This is a genomic window from Terriglobia bacterium (assembly GCA_020073185.1).
Taxonomy (GTDB): Bacteria; Acidobacteriota; Terriglobia; order Terriglobales; family Acidobacteriaceae; genus JAIQGF01.
On sequence record JAIQFT010000005.1, the window covers coordinates 36,958 to 56,344 of the forward strand.

Below are 19,387 nucleotides of genomic sequence, written 5' to 3' on the forward strand. Positions count from 1 at the left end.
GCTGCCTGGGTGCGATGACGCCCCGCTCGCCAAACTTGGAGGAAACATGTTCGACGACATCACCCTTTACGGACGGGATGACGAAATGGATGAATTCGGCGAGGCCGGCTCCTACGGCGAGAACTTGGAAGAGGATTTCGAGGAAGAAGAGGAAGAGGAGGAAGAGCCGGCGGGCGCCCTGACCTCAACTCCGAGCGGCGCAGGCATCGCGACCGGCGGCGCCCCGTCGGGGGGGGAGGCTGCCGCCGTTGGCGGCGGGAAACCTACAAAAGCGGCCCGCAAGAAAGCCGGCGAGAAAAAGAAGGCCGCCGCCGCGCCGAAGAAGAGCGTCGCGAAAAAGAAAGCCGCCGCCGCGCCGAAGAAGAGCGTCGCGAAAAAGAAAGCCGCCAGTGCGAAAAAGAGAGGCGCCGCCGCGCCCAAGAAGGGCGGAGGCAAGAAGAAAGGCGCTGCCCGCAAGAAAAGTGGCGCGAAGAAGAAGGGCGGGCGCCGCTAGACGCAAGGTGTGGCACACGCACCCTCGCGTGTTCAGCCTCGCGATCTGAGATCCATTGCAGGTTATATAGCCAAGCCGCGAATAGTTCGCGGCTTTTGTAGTTCCGCGCAAACCCTCCGCTCAAGCCCGCCCGGGCGCCAGCGCGCTGATCGCAGCTCAGAACTCGACATTTGCAACCCGCTACTTCTTCCCCTGCACCGCATTCAAACACCGGCCGTAGAGATCCAGCAGATGGTCGACATATTCGGACGGCTTCACCGGTTGGCCGCCTTGGAATCCGGTGACTCCCGATGCGGATCCCGTCTTGCCGTAGCCGGTGGTCATGGCGATGAACTTCATCATGTCCAGCGCGATGTCCTCGTTGCGCCGCGAACCGACGGTGGCGCCTGGCGTTTCGTCCATGAAAACTCCTCCCTGTGAGATAAGGATGAAGGGCTGGTCTGCGCGGGTGTGCGCGGCTCCGCGCCAAGATCAATGCCTGACGATCATACCAAAGGGCATGCGAACAGCCCCGCAGTCACTCGAAACTCGCAACTCGCAACTCGTTACGTCTCGATCCCCACATGGCAAACCCGGCCCACGATGTAATCCGACAACCGTTTTCCTTCCTCGATCGGCAGCACACACACCGGGTACGCCGGGTTGTGGGGGCGCAGCACCAGGTTGCGGCCCGCCAACTCAACGTACTTCACCGTGCAGCCGCCGCAGGCGCGCACCGCGTACATGTTCTGCTCGTGGCGGCGATACGGCTTCAACGAATTGTAATGGCGGTCGATGAGCAACAGCGATCCGGGCAGCATCCGCGGGTACATGCTCATCCCGTCGTGGGCGTCCACCTTCACCAGCACGAAGCGGCGCCAGCCCTGGCGCGGGCTGGCCAGCTCGGCCCGCAGCCGCCGCAGGAACGCCTTCTTGAACTTCAGGATGTCGCGCACCGCCTCGCTGGTGATCACCGGCTCGCCGGCGGCGATCGTCCCCTCCACCAGCAGCACGTTTTCGAACTCGTCTTCGCTGGGCGGCAGGATGGTGGCGCGCTTGCCGAGTTCGGCCGGGTCCAGCAGGTCCAGCACCGAGAGGCGCAGTGCCACCAACACCCGGTCCATCGCCCCCAGGCTGAGCGCCCGCTTGCGGTTCAGAAAGTTGGAGACGTGCGCCTGCTGGAAACCCGCCAGCCGCGCCACTTTCAAGCCGGTCAACTCTCCCGCCGCGATACGCGCCAGCAGCAGTCGCCGGAGCCTCTCCTGCAAGGTGCGGAATTTCATGGAGATTTATCACCGCAATATCATGCAGCTATACATCGCGCAAGTTACCAAAGACAAAAGGAATAGAAATCTTGACAAGGAACTGCAGCAAGCTATATCTTGCAATTCTTCGTATAGCTGACCGAAAAGGTGCAGCGATGTCCGAAATTCCGAGTCCACTTGCGGAAACCGGTTCCATTTCGAGGACGCCGGCCCGCACCGGATCCAACATCTGTTCCGCCGACGAAAATATGTTTCTCGAAATGCGCCGCAAAGTGCAAGAGTCCGAACTACTCTCCTCTGCCACCGAGCGGCTGCTGCTCAAGACGCACTTCAACGGCCGTCTCACCGTCGTCATCCATAACGGTCGCGTTATCAAGTCCGCTTATGAAGAGGGATATTTCCGGAGAAATAACGACCTCGGCAGCGGATAGCGATGCTGGCCGCCGCCGGTCGAGCCGGCAAGACGCCGTTTCCAACTAAATAGCCCAGCAGGTCCACGGTACGATCAACCAGCCCTGCTCCGTCCGGCCCGCGCCGCACGGCAGCAGGGTTTCTTATTATCCAGGAGAACTCATGCATTCCCTTACTACCCTCCCCCACCTCCAACTCAAGTACTGCGAGCGCTGTGGCGGCCTCTGGCTGCGCCCCGATGGGGCCACGATTCCCTACTGTCCCGCTTGCGAGCCCTTCATGGCCGTGCTGCCGCTGCGAAACCCGCGCAACCAGCGCAAGCCGGTGCGTCGCGCCTTGGTTCCTGCCATGGTCTCCATGCTCACGGTGATTTCGGGATGGTGGGTATGACTGACGGTGAGCCTCTGCCAGTCCCTCGCCCTGAAGTTTCCGTCTACCGCGACCACTGCATTGCCCTATTGCGCCGCTATTTTTACATGGCGGTCGAGATCGGACGTCTGCCCGCCCTGCTCGGCCGCGAGTACTTCCGCACGAACGCTCAGGATTATCACGTGCACTCCTTCGAGAACATCGCCATCTTCGTTATTGATGTCGAACGCTGCCTGGACCGCCTCCAACCCTTCGATCAGGATCTGGTGGCGCGTATCGTTTTGCAGGAATACGAAGAAGAGGAGGCGGCCAAGCTGCTGCACTGTGGCCTGCGCACCATCGAGCGCCGTCTGCCCGAAGCGCTCGATGCGCTCACCGAGATGTTTCTGAACAATTCCATGCTCAACACCGCGCAGCGCGTTCCTCACCATGCCATTCTGCCCGCCGAAAAGCAGGTCCATTGTCGCAAGCGCGTTCCTCAACGGGCACGCATCCAGGCTCAAGCCACCGCATCCAGAATCCGCCCCACAGCCGACATTCCCCAACCGCAGAAATTGCTTGTCAAGCCCCCAAATCCGGACAATCCTCTCTATCCTCCCCAAGAGAAAGAAAATATAATTCTTCCGGATGTGGCGGGTTTACCCTCTCGAGTGTGCTATGCTGAATTTATAAGTTGATTAGAAGCAATCTTTCTGAGAGGCGCGCCGGGCAACCGACGCGCTTTTCCTTATTTATGATGAAATTAAAGCAAAGCCTGGCCGACCCGACCCTGGAACTAGAGCCCGGCGGCCCATTGCAGGACGCCCTCACCCAGATTCGGGAAGCGAAGGACAAGATCGTCCATGCCGTCATGCAGAAGGCCGTTGACGACGGCTGCTATCAGCGCGCCAAATGGCCTCTTTGAGTTCGGCGACATTACCCGGGCGGGCCATACTTCGCCGTTGGACCAGATCGCGGACCTGCGTTTGCTTTTGGACCAATTGCAGATTCCGGAATCGCAGGAATGAGTTGCCACCGAATTTTCAGCCAACGTCGTGCCGTAGAATGAATCTATAAAACCTACGTGCTGCACGGGAGCGGCTGATCGCATGGACATGACCTGGGTAACCGACCGCATCGCGGTCGGCGGCGGTATCTGGACGAAGGACAAGATGGAGCAGGTGGCGCGCAGCGGCGTCACTCACATCATTGATATGCAGGTCGAGTTCGACGACACTGCCCTGGCCCAGCCCCACGGCATCCAGGTGCTGTGGAACCCGACCGACGACGATTTCCAGCTGAAGGGCGCGGAAGTGTTTCGGCGCGGCGTCGAGTTCGCGCTCGGCGCCCTGAATGGCGGCCATGGTAATCGGCTGTTCGTCCATTGCGCCGCCGGCGTGCACCGCGCGCCCATGATGACCCTCGGCATCCTTCGAGTCCTCGGTTTTCCGTTGCCCGAGGCCATGGAAATGATCGAGGGCCGCCGCCCGGTGGTAGACTTTGCGGCGGTTTACGTGCGCAGCGTGGAGAACTTCATCCGCGCCTACGAATCCGCTCCGGCCAAATAGGAAACGACCGTGCCCGACGCGCCCGCGCGTGTCCTTAGCCAACGACCAACAACTAGCGACGAATCATTATGACTATGGATACCCGCCGCTTCGTGCGGCTTTTTTGTTGCCTGCTGCTGTTCGGCCATGCTGCCTGGGCCGCCGATCCCGCCAAGACTCTCATCCAGGATACCCTCTATCGCGCGGATGGTTCGCCGGCCGCGGGCACATTGGTGGTCTCTTGGCCGGCCTTTGTCACCGCCGATGGCAAGTCGGTCGCCGCCGGTTCGTTAAGCGTGAAGATCCGTGACGGCGCGGTCAACCTTCCGCTGGTGCCCACCCAGGGCGCCACGCCCGCCGGCACCTATTACAAGGTGATCTTCACCCTCGACAACGGCGCCAGCTCGCAAGAATACTGGTCCGTCCCCAGCAACTCGCCGACCTCCATCTCCGCCATTCGATCTTCGGTTGTGCCCGCCACAGTGGCCCTGCAGGTCGTCTCGCGCGAGTACGTGGATAGCGCCATCGCCGCCGCCGCAGGCACGCCGAGCAACCCGCTGGCGCTGAACAAGGGCGGCACTGGCCAGAGTTCGTGGACCTCGGGGCGCTGCGTGCGCGTCGCCGAAGGCGGCACCCGCCTGGAAACGGCACCCTCCGACTGCAGCGTGGCGACCAGCAATGCCGACATGGTCGATGGGCAGCACGCCAGCAGCTTCCAGGCGACCCTCGCCAACGCTGCCAGCTTGTCCAAGATCGGGGAGGACGGCGGCAATCCGCTGTGGAATGGAGGCGCGTGGCCAGGTGGCGGATCATCAAACGCCACGCAGATTCAGGGCAAGGCGGTGGACAACCCCAACGCGGCCGGGCAGCAGTTAACCTACAACGGCACCAAGTTCGCCGCGCAGGCGCCGGTGTTTATTGACCCGCGCAACTTCACAGTTGGGGGCGTGAATTACACCATCGACTGCACCGGCACGACCGATTCTTATGCCGCCCTGAACGCGCTCTTCAACAACATGTCCGGGCGCAAGGTGATGCTTCCGCTCGGCTCGGATTGCACCGCCCGAACCAACTCCCAGATCGTCGTCTTCGGTCAGACGAGTTTCTACATTGATGGCGGATCACCCACGGGAGGGGTGGGATTCACGCTCTGGGGCTGTCTGGCCGCGGGCACGAGCGTGCTCAAGTTCAACCGATCCGGCAACGGGGTGATCAAAGGGCTGATGATTCGCAATGTCGGTCCCTATTGCTCCTCCACCGCGACCACCGGGATCGAGGTGACGAACACGGGAGGCGGAGGCTACACCGGAACCAGCCTTACTTTCCAGGACAATTCGTTTTTTGGCTATGGCGTCGCCGCCAACTATATCGGCCTCTCCATCGCGGGTATACCGAACTTGGAGGACATGAAGATCCGCGGCAATCACTTCAGCTGTTACGGTTCGAACAGCACCGGCCTCTACATCAGCGGCGGCAACAGCGAAGGAAACATCGTCGAGGAAAACAACATCGGGAACTGCTATTACGGCATCTGGCAGTCCGCCGGTTCCAAGATTCGCAACAATACGTTCGGATATAACGGCTCCTACTCGACCTTCGGCGCGGGCGGCGCAGCCATCCACATTCAGTCGTGCCTCACCAGTCAGTACATCGGCTGGAACAAGGGCACGGAAGGCACCGGCGTATTTCTGGATGTCGCGGCGGCGGCAGGTTGCTATCTGACGTTTGAAGGCAATGATTTTGCCACCAACGACATCGCGCCGAGTACCAGCGCCATCTATGTGTCAGGCCCCATGACGACGCTGCGCAACAACCGCTTCAACACCTACGCCGCGCCCAACCTGCCCAGCAACGCCCCGTTGATCGGCACCCACGACAGCTTGAGCAGTCACGGCGCTCTGATGTCCCTCATGGACGACGGCACCAACCGTTGGGCATGGACATCGGGAACGTTTACCGGATTATTCGACAGCAGGGCTTTCCAGTACGCATCGAAGTACCCCGCACTTGCCGAGACGCAGCCCACGGAAGAGCGCAACTACGATCTGCGATTGGCGCCTCCAGACACTTCGTATGGGCAGCCGTCGCGACTGATTTTCAGGTCGTGGGCCGGCGCCTGGGACGACTACGTGCTCGCGAATATGCCGGAAGGCTTTGGTGCCAGCGACTTCTCATCGTTGCTTCTCTACCACCCCACCGGTGTCTCCAACTCCAATATCGGAGTCACCGCGCAACCGCCATTCATGGGTGGCTTAGCAACCAAGGTCGCAGCCATGAGCAGCAACCTGACATACGCTTGGCACGGCACGGCAGGCTCGACTCACTATACCTACCAACTTGTCGGGCTATCCGGCGCCGGGACGGTCGCACTCGGGCCATCGGTAACGGTCACCAACGGCGCGGCGGTGTTGAACTCGACCGACTACCCCGCTTTAGCGAGTACCTATAGTCCGGGCTTCTATGCCTATTACGTCTGCCGCACAGCCTCCAGCGGTACGCCCTCCAGCACCGGAATCATTGGCACAGTCTACGTCACGGATAAGACCAATTGGGCCTTCGCGGGCGTTCCCCAGATGCAATTCAGCGACACGGGTCTAGCGGCGAACGGAGCGTGCCCAACGGTGGGCACCGCTGACGGCTCCATCAATCTAGCGCTGGGCGCGAAACTGAAGATGAATGGCGTTCCCATCACCAACTCCACTTTAGTGCGCTGGCCGTGGACGGCAAGCTCAACTGCGGTCACCGGCGGCGGCTCAGTTGCCAACGTGATTGACGGCGATACGACTACCTACTGGAACGCCATTGGTACGACTGCCGATCTCGTGATCGACACCGGGCGGGTACAGCCCATCGCGGGACTGACTTATACGCCCTACAGCGTTGGCTACCGCGTCTTGAATTATTCCGTGGCGCTCTCCAGCGATGGCACGACCTACGGCTCTGCGGTCGCAACGGGCACTTTTGCTAACGACAACACCGCCAAGGTCGTGACCTGGGCCGCCACCAACTCCCGCTACGTGAAGTTCAGCATCCTGAGTTCGGGCGATGGCAACGCCAATCCGGCGGTCGCCGAAATGTCCATTGACGTGGTACAGAACATCGACGCGGACGAGGTCGACGGACGCCACGCCAGTGACTTTCTCGCCGCGACCACTGTTCTACCCGCCACCAAAACGAGCGCATCGCAAAAGTGGCTGGCGTCCTACGATGCCACCACCGGCGCCTTCGCGCAGACGCGGCCCGCGTTCACCGACATCAGCGGCTCGGTCGCGGCTTCGCAGTTACCCACACCTACCGCATCCGCGCTCGGCGGCGTGAAGTCGCTCACCTGCACCGGCACCGACAAAGTTTCCGCCATCGGCACGGACGGCGTTCCGGTGTGCTCCGCCGATCAAATCGGCGGTGCCGGCGGCGGCATCACCGCGCTTAACACGCTGAGCGCCGCCACGCAGACGTTTGCCAAAGTGGATGACACCAACGTCACGCTTTCCATCGGCTCGGCTACGAGCACGCACACTTTCACACTCGGCTGGACGGGCACGCTCGGCAAAGCGCGCGGCGGCACCGGTGCGGACATGTCGGGCGTGACCTTCCCTAGTTCGGGCACGCTGGCGGTGACCACTGACCTTCCGGGCAATGAACCGGGCGCGACCAACAACTTCCTCACCGGCTACAACTCGGCGACCCACGCGTTCAGCAAAACGCAGCCGATTTGGGCGAATATCGACAAGACCACATCGAGCCTGGCGGACCTGGCGACGCGAAGTGCCGGCGATCTCAGCAGCGGTACACTGCCAGCCGCCCGGCTGCCCAAGCCCACCACCAGCGCGCTGGGTGGCGTCTACATGTCGGCTGACTGCTCCGCCGGCCAGCACGTGAGCAGTGTCAATACTTCGACCGGCGCGCTGACCTGTTCGGCAGATTCCGGCGGCGGCGGTTCAGGCGCCATCAGCAACGGTGCGACCAATGCCATCCCGAAATACACCGCTGCGACAACACTTGACGATTCGTTGCTCTCCGACGATGGCACCACTCTGAGTTACTCGGGGACTGGTGGAATCGCGGTTCCGCAGCTTGCGACCAGTGGCACCGGCGCGGGCACTGTGTACTTGAAACAAGGCACCGCAGCCTCACTCGGCACGACGTCAGTCGGATTCACCGCTCCACCTAGCGTCAGCAGTTACAACCTGCTGTTCCCGGGCGCTGCGGGAAGTGGCTTGTTGACCTGGAGCAATGCCGCCAACGTAGTGACTGGGACGTTTACCAGCGTCTTAGGATCGGCTCTGGGCGGGACCGCGAACGGGTTCACCAAGTTCAGCGGCCCGACGACAGCCGAGAAAACCTTCACGTTGCCGGATGCCAGCGCGACGATTCTCACCAGCAACGCTGCAGTGACGGTCGCGCAAGGCGGCACCGGGCTGGGCACTTTGACGACGCACGCGCTTTACGCGGGCAACGCCACAACTTCTCCCTCGGCCATCACGGTGCCGTCGGCCGATTCGTTGCTTTACGGCACCACCGGCGCCGATCCCTTATTTAAAGCGCTGCCGACGACCGGAACCAATGGCTGCTCCGGCAGTGGCGATGCGCTGCAATGGAACAACTCGACCCACGCCTTCGCCTGTATCACCGGACTGGGTGCGGGCGGCTCCGGCACGGTCAACTCCGGCACGGCTAGCCATATTGCCTATTACGCGACATCAACGGGCGCAGTTAGCGATATGGGCGCCGACTTCACGTTCGGCACGCATACGTTGAGTGGAGGGGCTTCAAGCATTCTCGACCTCAGCGCGTCGGCGGCGACGGCGGGACTGAAGATTCCGACTACGGCGGGTGGAGCCCCAACCGTGGATGGCCAGATTGCGGTGAATTCTACAACTCACAACTTGGTATTCGGCTCGAACGGCGCCACGGCAGTAGCGAGCCGGACCATCGCCGCCGGCTCCTCGGCAATGGGAACGAGTTCAATTGCATCCGCCGCTTGCGCCACCGCGGTAACCACTTCGGCGACCGGAACCGCGACCACCGACGTTGTATGGTGGGGCTTCAACGGCGACCCGACCGGGGTGACCGGCTACGCTCCGGCGACGACGGGAATGTTGACGATCATTGCTTACCCGACCGCCGACAACGTGAACTTCAAGGTCTGCAATAACACTTCGGCTGCAATTACGCCGGGAGCGATTACGCTGAACTGGAGGATCGTGCGATGAGGCGGTTGATCTGGCTGGCGCTGACGGCTGCGGCCTTTGCTCAAGGTGGGATGATGCCTGGGCCGGGCACGCCACATTCGGCAGGAGCCACGGCCACAATCACCTGGTCGTCAACCCAGACAACTTCCTGCTATCCGGCAACCTCCTGCGCTTTTCCGGGAAACGTGACCGCCGGCAATCTGATCGGGGTCTTTGCGGGATGGAATGACAGCACTTCCAACCCGACCGCCGCCATCACCGCGAGCCGTTGTGCCAGCGGTTCCATGACACAGGTCGGCGCCGTACTGAATACGCCCGCCGGCTCGATCAAGGGATTCTACTGCGTGGTTACGGGAACGGGCGCGGCGACGGTGACGCTGACCAGTTGCGGTTCTGACTGCGGGCTCACAACGTTCGAGGTTACGTCCTCGACAGGATTCGTGGGAACGGTTGACGGAGTGGGGACGCACACACCGGCAGTTGCCGAAACCACCGTCACGACGAGCACCTTCAACACCACGCACGTGACCGCGATTGTGGCCTTTGTGCTGAATGAAAATGCCGATCCGACGTGGACACAGGGCACGGGCTTCACGCTGAGCACCTACCAGCACAGCCACGTGGACGTGATCGAGTACCGGCTTAATGTCGCCGCCGGCACTGGATTAAGCGCCAGCTTCGGGCAGAGTAACGTGAGCACGAGCCTGGCCTACGCAGCCGCCTTTGGAGCGAACTGATGCGGAGACTGTCGGCAATTGCGCTTGCGCTGATGATGGCCCTGCCCGCGATGGCGCAGGTTACGTACTCCGCCACCGTTGCCAGCATGATCGGGCAGGTCTCGCAAACCGCGCTCACCAGCGACCTGAACGGGCTGACCGGCGTGACGGCAATCACCGTCGGCGGCAGCAGCTACACCATCACCAGTCGCGCCACCGATTCCGGCACACCAATAACCAAGGCTACGCAGTGGATGTACGAACGCTGTCAGGCTGCGGGGCTAACCGCCAGTTATCAGAACTGGAGTGACCGCGGCTACAGCAGCCGTAATGTGATCTGCACCAAGGCCGGCACTACCAAGGCGACCGAGATCATCACCCTGACGGCGCACATCGATGCCACGCCGCCGGGCGCCGACGATAACGCTTCCGGCAGCGTACTGGTCATCAATCTGGCCGAGATCATGGCGTCGCACACCTTCGAGCGCACCCTCCGATACATCCTGGTCACCGGCGAAGAGCAGGCCGAACTCGGTTCCACCGCCTACGTCGCCAGCCTCGGCTCCGACAACATTTACGCGGACATCAATTTCGATGTGGTCGCCTACGATGCCAACGCCGACAATAAGTTCAGCGTCATCACCGGGGGCGGGCTCAGCGAGCACACGGGAACGGCAACGGAAATTGCCATTGCGACCTTGGTGGGCAACGTGGTTTCGACCTACAGTCTCGGGTTGACCGAGGTTTCCGGCGACATCATGGTCACGCCCGGTGCGCTCGATACTTGGCCCTTCTGGAATGCCGGCAAGACGGCGGTGAGCTTCCTTGAGGACGTGAATGAATTGTCACCGTACATGAACGGCAGCGGCGATTCGGTTTCCACGCTCAACCTGCCTTACTACACCAAGGTCGTGAAAACCGCGCTGGGTACGGCGGCGCATCTGGCCCTGCCCGCCGATGCCGCCACGAACCGCAACACGATCAGCGGCTCAGTAAGGATAGGTGGTGGGGTCACGATGCAATGACCGGCCTAGCCTGTAGAGGGGAGTGGCGCCATGAGCAGGCGTGTCAATCCATTTTGGCGCTAAGGAAGCAATTATGTTCACGTTCTCCGGCCTGCTCAAGATTCGCGACAAGCACGGAAACCTGGAGCCGCTCGTGCCCAATCGCGCCCAGGCCGAGTTTGCAAGCCGGGCCACCGGTCGCGACATCGTGCTCAAGGCGCGACAGCTCGGGATCACCACCTGGGTCGCGGCGCGGTTTTTTGTCTCGACCGTCACCCGGCCCGGGACGCTGAGCGTGCAGGTGGCGCACGACCAGCGCTCCGCCGAAGAAATCTTCCGTATCGTGCACCGCTTCCTGGATAACCTACCGGAGCGGTTGCTTGGGAGCCTGCTGGTCACCTCGCGCGCCAACGTCAGCCAATTGGTCTTTCCGCGTCTCGACAGTGAGTACCGCGTGGAGACCGCCGCTGACCCCAACGCCGGCCGTGGGCTCACGATCAACAACTTGCATTGCTCGGAGGTGGCCCGCTGGCCGCGCGATTCCGCCGCCACCCTGGCCTCACTGCGCGCCGCCGTCCCACCCGGCGGAATGATCGTGCTCGAGTCCACGCCCAACGGCGCCGGTGGCTGCTTCTACGACGAGTGGCAGCAAGCCGAGCGCACCGGCTACCGCCGGCACTTCTTTCCCTGGTGGTACGCGGAGGAATACGCCATTGATCGTGTGGCACAGGCGCCCTCGTGTGTACAGGGTTCTACCGAGAACCCGCTAGCCGCTGACGATTTCACGGTTGAAGAACTGGACCTAATCGCCAAGCACCGCCTGACAGCGGAACAGATCGCCTACCGCCGCGATGTCCGCGCCACCTTCCGGGGCTTGGCGCGCCAGGAGTTCGCCGAAGACCCGGTCTCCTGCTTCATCGCCTCCGGGGAGTGCGTCTTCGACCTCGACATCGTCCAGCGCCGCCTCGCCGAATGCGGCGGTGATGGTGTGGCACAGGTCTCTGACCTATGTTCTCGGGGGTCCGAGAGCAGCGCCACGCCCGTGGTCCGACCGATCGAGGTTCGCGACAACGGCCGCCTGCTGATCTTCTGGCCGCCGCGTCCCGGCGCCTCGTACATTATCGGCGTGGATCCCGCCGGCGGCGGCTGCGCCGGCGACTACGCCTGCGCGCAGGTCGTTGATCGCCTCACGGGACTGCAATGCGCCGAACTGCAGGACCACGTGCCGCCTCGCGAGCTGGCCGCGCGCGTCGCCGCGCTCGGCCGGGAATACAACGACGCGCTCATTGCGGTCGAGCGCAACAACCACGGCCACGCCGTGCTCGCGCACCTCGACGCCAGCGAGCACTACGACGGCTCGAAAATTTACGAGCAGCACCGGCAACCCGGGTGGTTGACCTCTTCGATCAGCCGTCCGCGCATGATCGAACAGTTCGCCGCGCTGCTATCGCGTCACCCGGACCTGTTTAGCAGTCCGCGCCTGCTCAGCGAGTGCCGGACATTTGTTCGTCACGAGGACGGCGCCGCCGGTGCGGCCAATGGCACGCACGATGACTCTGTCATGGCCATGGCCATCGCCGAGGCGGTCCGCTTCGAACAGGCCGGCCGCCCGCAGTTTCGCGAGGAATTGGAATTCGCCAGCCTGGCGAGATGAGTACCCAGCTATCGAGTATCGGGCCTTTCCCCCACCCCCTCGGTGCTCGGTAGTGGGTACTCGGCGCTCAAGCGGCAATCGGCCATCCACGGTCGGAAATGGTTTCGGGTTCCATCACGGAAATGGGTTGGCCTACAGGCGTACAATTCGGCGTTCTCCATGGCCCTTTTCGCGGTACAACACGTGCGAAGGATGCGTGGCGGCGCGCAGGCGCACCTGATGCGCGCCAGCGACAGCAACTTCTACGTGGTGAAGTTTCAGAATAACCCGCAGCACAGGCGCGTGCTGGCCAACGACTTCATCGTCAGCCGCCTGGCCGAGCGCGTCGGCCTGCCGGTGCCGCAAACGGAGGTGATCGAGGTCGAAGACTGGCTGGTCAAGCACACGCCGGAGCTGACGATTCAACTGGCGCGCCAGACTATCCCGTGCCAGCCGGGACTGCAGTTCGGATCGCGCTTCGTGGTGGATCCGGCGGAAGGCCAGGTGTTCGATTATTTGCCGGAGGGGTCGCTGGCGCAGGTGAAAAACCTGACTGCCTTCGCCGGCATGCTTGCGCTCGACAAGTGGACTTGCAACGCCAACGGCCGCCAGGCGGCGTTCTGGAGAAAAATGCGCGAGCGCAAGTATCACGCAACGTTTATTGACCAGGGCTACTGCTTTAACGCCGGTGAGTGGACGTTTCCAGACGCTCCCTTGCGCGGCGTGTATCTTCGCAACGAAGTTTACGAATGGGTGCGCGGCTGGGATTCGTTCGAGCCCTGGCTGTCGCGCCTGGAGCAACTCAACGCGCAACAGATCTGGCAATGCGCCGAGGCCGTGCCGCCGGAGTGGTACGGCAGCGACTTCGAGGCTTTGGAGCGCCTAATCGAATCGCTCGTCATGCGCCGCGCGCGTGTGCGGGCGCTGATTACGGAGTTTCGCCACTCCTCCCGCCAGCCGTTCCCGCACTGGACGGCGGCAGAAGTGGTGATCGGACATGCCTAGCTGAAAGCTGAGCTGATGGCTGATAGCTTGAAACAATGCGAGTTCATGCTCATCCGCTACGTTCCCGATGCGGTCAAGGATGAATTCGTCAATATCGGCGTGCTGCTGCTCAGCGGCGACAGCGCTGATCTGCGCTTTACCCGCGACTGGCGCCGCGTCCGCTGCTTCGATCCAGCGGCCGATGTCGAAATGCTGGAAGCGCTCGAAGCCGACCTGCGCCGACAACTCACACAAGGTGTTGTCGACCGACAAACGCTCCTGACGAAGTTGCAGGACTACCTTTCGAACGGCCTGCAGTTCACCGCGCCCAAGGGCTGCCTGACCGCTGACCCGGCCCAGGAGTTGCAAGCGCTGGCGCAGATGTATCTGGAGCGGCGACGTGCCGGCGCCCGCGAGACCAGCGGTCGACAGATGATCTTCGGCCAAATGAAAGACGCCTTCGAGCAGGCTGGCGTCTGGGCACTGATGAAGAAGAAGATTGCGGCCGCGCAGTACACGCACAAAGGCGACCCGCTCAAGATCGACTGCGGCTATCGCCCCAACGGTGTCATCAAGATGTTCCACGCGGTCTCGCTCGACTCGGATGTGGACGCCGTCAAGGTGCTCGCGTTCACTTATCCCGACATTCGCGACGGCATCGCGCGCGTGGAGAAAGCGAAATCCGAGCTGACGGCCATCATCGAACCCGACCTCGACCGCAGCGACGAAGCCATTCTGTTCGCATTGGCAACCCTGGAGCGCAGCGCGATCGCTGTGGCGACCACGAATGAGCTACCGCGCCTCGCCGAAGCGGCGCGACTTGACCTGCGAATCTAAGCGCATCTTAACTAGCCGAACCGACCGCCTCGCGTAGCCGGACTACCGACTACGGATTACGGACTGCCAAAACCATGAACATTCGAGAATCGCTTCGCGGCCTCATGGGCCGCATCGCAGGAGTACGTGCGCCGGAAAAACGGCGCACGCAACCGTTGCCCTCGATCCTCTCCACTTACTCGCCGCGTACCGACGCCTTGCCGAAGCCGACGCCCGCCAACCTGCGTCGCTTCGCCGAGACGCCGGTCGCGCGCAAAGCGATCAACACCATCAAGGACCGCATCGCCGGCATGCGCTGGCGGGTGCAGGCGCGCAAGGGTCGCGCCGTCGAAGAACTGGCGCTCGGCGCCGAGCGCATCGCCGCCCTTGCCGACAACTTCGACTCGCCCAACTCCGACGACAGCTTCCGTTCCTTCGCGGAACAGGTGCTCGAGGACGTTATCGTCGGCGGCTTCGGCGCCATCGAGTTGCAGGCCACCGGCGACGCCTCACAGCCGCTGGTGATGTGGCCGGTGGACGGCGCCAGCATCCGCATGAAAGCTGACTGGGACGGCCAGCCCACGTCACCGCGTTATGTTCAGGCCACCGGGCGCTACGGGCCGCAGGGGCAGATCGTGCTCAACGACGACGAGCTCTGCTACATCCGCCTCAACCCGCGCACGCACACGCCTTTTGGCCTGGGCCGGCTGGAGGTGGCGTTCGAAACCATCAACGAGTTCCTCAGCGCGCACCGTTACGCCGCGCGGCTGGCCTCGAATTCGGTGGTGCAGTACGCGCTCTGGCTGCAGGACCTGGGCCCAGCGCAGCACGAGCGCTTGATCCACTGGTGGCAGGACGAGATTGAGGGAACAGGTCGTGTGCCGATACTTTCGGTGGAATCCAAGCCTGAGGTACTGCGCTTCGGCCAGGGCAACGACAGCGACCTGCGGCTGGCCTGGCAGGAGTTCCTGCTGAGGGTCATCGCCGACGCCTTCGATCTGCCACCGTTCTTCCTCGGCGTGGAGCACGACGTAAACCGCTCCACCGCCGCCGAACTGAGCGACTTGGCCTTCCGCCAGGCAATCGTGCCCACGGCGCGCCTCTTTGCCGAGCACCTGACGCGCGATGCGCTCCACAAGAAACTCGGCTGGAGCGATCTGGAATTTGTCTTCACCGACGTGGACGCGAAGAACGAGCGCGACGAAGCCGAGATCCAGGAAATCCTGCTGCGCTCCGGCGTGCTGACGGTGAACGAAGTGCGGCAAATGCGGGGATTGGCGCCGCTGTAGCTAGAACAGAGCAGTGCGAGATTGGGAGAGTACGGGCTACGCTTTGCAGAGCGCCCACGTCAGGTATCCCAGGGTTAGTAGTGCTATTGCGAAGAGGAGCACCGCCGTTACGCATGTAGCGAAGGTAAGTACCTTGATTTCGGGAGTCGGGTTGTTAACACCTCTGCGTCCGGTGTTCGTCCTTCGCCGTTCGCCATCGTCTCGAATTAGACCATTACCGCGTCCGAACAACAACATGAACATCGAACTGCAATCCATGGCCATTGACCTGCCGCCGATCGCGGCGCACCCGAACCGCGCGCCGTTTTGCGGCGTGCTCACCCTATTGGACACACCATCCGACCGTGCGCCTTCGGGCGCGCGCGGACATCGCGTGGTGCTCACCCATTCCGCCGCCGAGCAGGCGCTGCCCTCGCTGCTCGGCATGGGGCTGGATTACGCGCCCTCGCTCGACCGCCACGACACCCGCCACAAGGTGGGGATCATCACCGAGGCCAACATTGTTAGTGGCCAGTGTTCCGTGATCAGTGGTCAGCCAAAACCAAAGACTGGCAACTGGCCACCGACCACTGACCACTCTCGCATCGAAATTGCCGGCTACCTCTACGCCCGCGACTTCCCCGAGGTCATGCGTGAGCTGCGCCGGCAAACAATCGCGGGCGAGGGCGCCCGCGCCACCCAGAAACTCGGCATGTCCTACGAGATCACCGACGCGCGCATTGACGACCTCCGCGCCGCCATCTGGACGGTCAGCGAGTGTACCTTCACCGGCGCCGCCGTCCTCCGCCGCGACAAAGCGGCGTACCGCGACACGTGGATTGAACTCATCGGGTGATCCGGTGATCGGAAGAACATCCGCCACAGTTCAGATCGCCCGATCACCAGATCACCCGATCACCCGATTTCAACAGGAGAAACATGGACGAACTCAACGAACAACTCACCACTGCCGCCACCCGGCTCGCCGCCGCCGCTGAAGCGCTGGAGAACGCCCTCACCCGCTTCGATGCGCAGCACCAGGAACTCAACGCCAAGGTGGAACGCATCGTCGCCGCTATTGACGACACCATCGCGGTGCGCATTGAACAAGCCCCCGGCGACCAGACCGATCCCGCCGAAGCCGCGGAACTGAAGTCCCGCGTCGCCGAACTGGAGCACGCCAACCAGGAGCTGAAAGCGCAGGCAGCGCGCCTGTTGCGCAAAACGCTTCCGCCGCTGGTCTCGGCGTTGCTCTCCAAGAACAACGCCGACGACTCGCTCGACTCCGCCGCGCTCGACAAGGCTCTGGGCTCTCTCTCGCTCGAACAGCGCATCGCCGTCAAGGCGGAAATGGCGCGTGCGGGGCTGCTGGAGTAATCCCAGACCCGAGCTATCAAACCAGCACCACAGAGGCACAGAGACACAGAGACCAAGAAGCCTCTGTGTTGCTCTGTGCCTCTGTGTCTCTGGGGTGGATTTCACGAAACGGAGAAAAAATGAACGCACAATTCCTCGATCTGCACGCGGCGGCCGATTTCCTCGGTCCGGGCGCGTTGGAGGTCAACCGCTACCAATCCGAGATCACCGACATCGTGCGCCGGCGCGGCGTGTTCGGGCAGATGCCCGCCACCGGGCATCCGTCGCGCTTCTTCGAGCAGACGGCGATCACCTCGCCCGCTGCCGCCAACGCATTCGTTGACCCGCGCAACATCGTCGCCACCGTCGGCTCGCCCACGCGCGTCGAGCGCAGCGTGCCGCTGAAGGCGTTGGTCTCGCAAATCAACTACAACCTGTTCGACCTCGAGGTCGGCCAGCAGCAATCGCAGTTCGCGTTCCTGCAGGCCAAGGATTTGGCGGACGCGGTGGACGGCCTGATGCGCACCCACGACGTCGCGCTGTGGAACGGCAACGATACTTCCCTGTCGGCGCCCACCACCAATCAGTACTTCGGCGCTGCCGGCCAGATCGCCGGCGGCGGCAATGTGGGCTTGGTTCATCGCGCCGATCCCAGCATCGTCGATGGACTGAAGGCGATCATCGCCGGTATGGTCGCGAACTCCTCCTACGAAGTTCGCCCCAGCGCCATCTACGCCAACCCGGTGCTGCTCGACTTGGTCGACCGCGAGATGAAGTCGCAGTTCAATGTTGTGCTCTCCACCACGGAGATTGCGGCCGGCCTGCGCGTGAAGACGCTCTCCACGCAGGCGGGCGAACTGCCGCTCATCCCCGAGTGGTCGCTCCCTTACACCGGCACGCCCGGCACCGATGCCGTGTTCCCCGCCTACATCGTGAGCGAGGACATGATCGAGTATCACTGGCTCACCGACCCCAACCCGCGCGTCTTCCAGTTGGGACTGAGCGGCTCGCTGGCACAGCAGATGGTGGTGGTGAAGTTCGGCGCCGTCGTCGTCAAGGGCGCCGGCTACTCGCACTACAAAGTGAACGTGGAGCGGTAAACACACTAGGCATCAGGCTTCAGGCGTCAGGCTCCGGGCCGGCTTTCCTGAAGCCTGCAGCCTGAAGCCTGGAGCCTTACTTCATGAACTATCTGACTCCCGACGAATACGAGGCGTACGGGCTGGAGGCGACCACTTCCGCCGCGTGGATCGCCGCCGCCTCGGCGCTCATCGACGCCCACTGCCGACGTCCCACACTCGAAGTGGCGCAGTATCGCGAGCGCCCGCGCCTCGACTGCGGGCGCAATACGGTCCGCCTGAGCTACCTCCCTCTGGCGCCGGTTGCGCCCGCCCCAACTCCGTTTGTCACCGTGCAAGCTCGCTACGGCGTGCCGCGTCGCGGTGACGGCCTCGGCGACGCGGCCAACGAGATCGCGCAGGCATTCTCGCTGCCGGGCTCGTGGACCGCACTCGACCCGGCGACCATCGAATGGAGCGCCGACACCGGCGAAATAACGCTGCCCGCCAACGCGCTCGGCCTGACCTTCAACGAGCTGGATGTGACCTATAACGCAGGGTTCGGTGATCTGCCTGGGGCGGTGAAGGTCGCTTGCGCGCAGATCGTGCGCAACGCCCAGGCCACGCCCGCGCTCAACGTCCGCGCCGGCTCGCTCGCCACCATGCACCTGGAATATTTCGCCGACACGCTCCTGGACCCCACCGTCCGCAAGCTGCTGGCGCCCTACGTCGCGCAGAAACTCTGACGCCGGGCATTTAGCCACAGAAGACACAGAGGAATTGGTTCACCAGCCGATGTGCGCGGCGCACGAGAAACCGGAAATGCTTTGCCTGCTGTTCTCCGTGTCCTCTGCGGCTAACGGCCCCGTTCAAGGACTAGACAAATGCCCGATATCACCATGAACTCTCGCACCGCCGCCCTGGCCCGCGCCGCCGAAGCCATGCTGCGCGCGCTCGGCGGCGGCGATGTTGTAATCCGCTGTCCCGTCGCGCCCGCCGGCAATGCGGCTAATGCCGAACTCGGCATCGAAGGCCCGGTTACCGTGGACCTCACGGTCACGCCCGCGGTCGCGCGCTCCAGTGTGGCGCGGGCGTCGGACCCGGGATTGCGTCTGGAATTCCTCTTCGCGCCTGCCTCGCTCGCGCGTTATCTCGCCGATCGCGGTGAATCGGCGGAAGACTTCTTCACCGGCGCCCTTGGCATCGTTTACGGACACAAACTTCTGCACGTGGAGAGCATGACTGCCGATTCGTTCGCCGGGACACCGTACCTCTACCGCGTCGTTGCCGGTGAAAGCTGCTAGCTCACAGGTGAGA

Annotated in this window: 20 protein-coding genes; 18 read left to right on the plus strand and 2 right to left on the minus strand. The window is 62.8% G+C overall.

Annotation, left to right across the window (positions count from 1 at the left end; translation table 11 throughout):
- Positions 1 to 46 precede the first annotated feature (46 nt).
- Positions 47 to 493: a hypothetical protein gene (locus LAN64_02295; protein MBZ5566660.1), complete on the plus strand. Its 447-nt coding sequence runs from the start codon at positions 47 to 49 to the stop codon at positions 491 to 493.
- A 180-nt stretch (positions 494 to 673) separates the two neighbouring features.
- Here the strand turns inward: LAN64_02295 and LAN64_02300 are convergent, their stop codons facing one another.
- Positions 674 to 895 carry a hypothetical protein gene (locus LAN64_02300; GenBank protein ID MBZ5566661.1) on the minus strand — a complete coding sequence of 74 codons (222 nt, stop codon included), beginning with the start codon at positions 893 to 895 and terminating at the stop codon, positions 674 to 676.
- 143 nt (positions 896 to 1,038) lie between these two features.
- Complete coding sequence (locus LAN64_02305; GenBank protein MBZ5566662.1) at positions 1,039 to 1,755, minus strand: S24 family peptidase; 717 nt, start codon at positions 1,753 to 1,755, stop codon at positions 1,039 to 1,041.
- A gap of 137 nt (positions 1,756 to 1,892) precedes the next feature.
- Between LAN64_02305 and LAN64_02310 the strand changes: the two genes are divergently transcribed.
- The 17 genes from LAN64_02310 (at position 1,893) to LAN64_02390 (ending at position 19,374) form a co-directional block, all read left to right on the plus strand.
- Complete coding sequence (locus tag LAN64_02310; GenBank protein MBZ5566663.1) at positions 1,893 to 2,168, plus strand: hypothetical protein; 276 nt, start codon at positions 1,893 to 1,895, stop codon at positions 2,166 to 2,168.
- 142 nt (positions 2,169 to 2,310) lie between these two features.
- Positions 2,311 to 2,538, plus strand: a complete 228-nt coding sequence (locus LAN64_02315; GenBank protein MBZ5566664.1) for a hypothetical protein — start codon at positions 2,311 to 2,313, stop codon at positions 2,536 to 2,538.
- Positions 2,535 to 3,194, plus strand: a complete 660-nt coding sequence (locus LAN64_02320) for a hypothetical protein (GenBank protein ID MBZ5566665.1) — start codon at positions 2,535 to 2,537, stop codon at positions 3,192 to 3,194. The genes LAN64_02315 and LAN64_02320 overlap by 4 nt, the downstream gene beginning before the upstream one ends.
- Positions 3,195 to 3,250: 56 nt before the next feature.
- A complete protein-coding gene (locus tag LAN64_02325; GenBank protein ID MBZ5566666.1) occupies positions 3,251 to 3,421 on the plus strand; it encodes a hypothetical protein in 171 nt (56 codons plus the stop codon).
- Between the two features lie 184 nt (positions 3,422 to 3,605).
- Positions 3,606 to 4,064, plus strand: coding sequence for a dual specificity protein phosphatase family protein (locus LAN64_02330; GenBank protein MBZ5566667.1), 459 nt, complete (start codon positions 3,606 to 3,608; stop codon positions 4,062 to 4,064).
- A 68-nt stretch (positions 4,065 to 4,132) separates the two neighbouring features.
- Positions 4,133 to 9,256, plus strand: a complete 5,124-nt coding sequence (locus LAN64_02335; protein ID MBZ5566668.1) for a discoidin domain-containing protein — start codon at positions 4,133 to 4,135, stop codon at positions 9,254 to 9,256.
- Positions 9,253 to 9,972, plus strand: coding sequence for a hypothetical protein (locus LAN64_02340; protein MBZ5566669.1), 720 nt, complete (start codon positions 9,253 to 9,255; stop codon positions 9,970 to 9,972). Before LAN64_02335 ends, LAN64_02340 begins: the two co-directional genes overlap by 4 nt.
- A complete protein-coding gene (locus LAN64_02345; GenBank protein MBZ5566670.1) occupies positions 9,972 to 10,976 on the plus strand; it encodes a M28 family peptidase in 1,005 nt (334 codons plus the stop codon). Before LAN64_02340 ends, LAN64_02345 begins: the two co-directional genes overlap by 1 nt.
- Before the next feature lie 73 nt (positions 10,977 to 11,049).
- Entirely contained in the window at positions 11,050 to 12,609 is a 1,560-nt protein-coding gene (locus tag LAN64_02350; GenBank protein ID MBZ5566671.1) for a terminase, read from the plus strand.
- A 159-nt stretch (positions 12,610 to 12,768) separates the two neighbouring features.
- Positions 12,769 to 13,593: a phosphatidylinositol kinase gene (locus LAN64_02355; protein MBZ5566672.1), complete on the plus strand. Its 825-nt coding sequence runs from the start codon at positions 12,769 to 12,771 to the stop codon at positions 13,591 to 13,593.
- A 15-nt stretch (positions 13,594 to 13,608) separates the two neighbouring features.
- Complete coding sequence (locus LAN64_02360; GenBank protein ID MBZ5566673.1) at positions 13,609 to 14,409, plus strand: DUF3037 domain-containing protein; 801 nt, start codon at positions 13,609 to 13,611, stop codon at positions 14,407 to 14,409.
- Positions 14,410 to 14,483: 74 nt separating this feature from the next.
- Positions 14,484 to 15,677 (plus strand): phage portal protein, encoded by a 1,194-nt coding sequence (locus LAN64_02365; protein MBZ5566674.1) that lies wholly within the window; start codon positions 14,484 to 14,486, stop codon positions 15,675 to 15,677.
- Positions 15,678 to 15,918: 241 nt separating this feature from the next.
- Complete coding sequence (locus LAN64_02370; GenBank protein ID MBZ5566675.1) at positions 15,919 to 16,512, plus strand: hypothetical protein; 594 nt, start codon at positions 15,919 to 15,921, stop codon at positions 16,510 to 16,512.
- Between the two features lie 83 nt (positions 16,513 to 16,595).
- A complete protein-coding gene (locus LAN64_02375) occupies positions 16,596 to 17,033 on the plus strand; it encodes a hypothetical protein (protein MBZ5566676.1) in 438 nt (145 codons plus the stop codon).
- 119 nt (positions 17,034 to 17,152) lie between these two features.
- Entirely contained in the window at positions 17,153 to 18,112 is a 960-nt protein-coding gene (locus LAN64_02380) for a hypothetical protein (GenBank protein ID MBZ5566677.1), read from the plus strand.
- A gap of 83 nt (positions 18,113 to 18,195) precedes the next feature.
- Complete coding sequence (locus LAN64_02385) at positions 18,196 to 18,816, plus strand: hypothetical protein (GenBank protein ID MBZ5566678.1); 621 nt, start codon at positions 18,196 to 18,198, stop codon at positions 18,814 to 18,816.
- Between the two features lie 153 nt (positions 18,817 to 18,969).
- Positions 18,970 to 19,374, plus strand: coding sequence for a hypothetical protein (locus LAN64_02390; GenBank protein MBZ5566679.1), 405 nt, complete (start codon positions 18,970 to 18,972; stop codon positions 19,372 to 19,374).
- Positions 19,375 to 19,387: the final 13 nt, after the last annotated feature.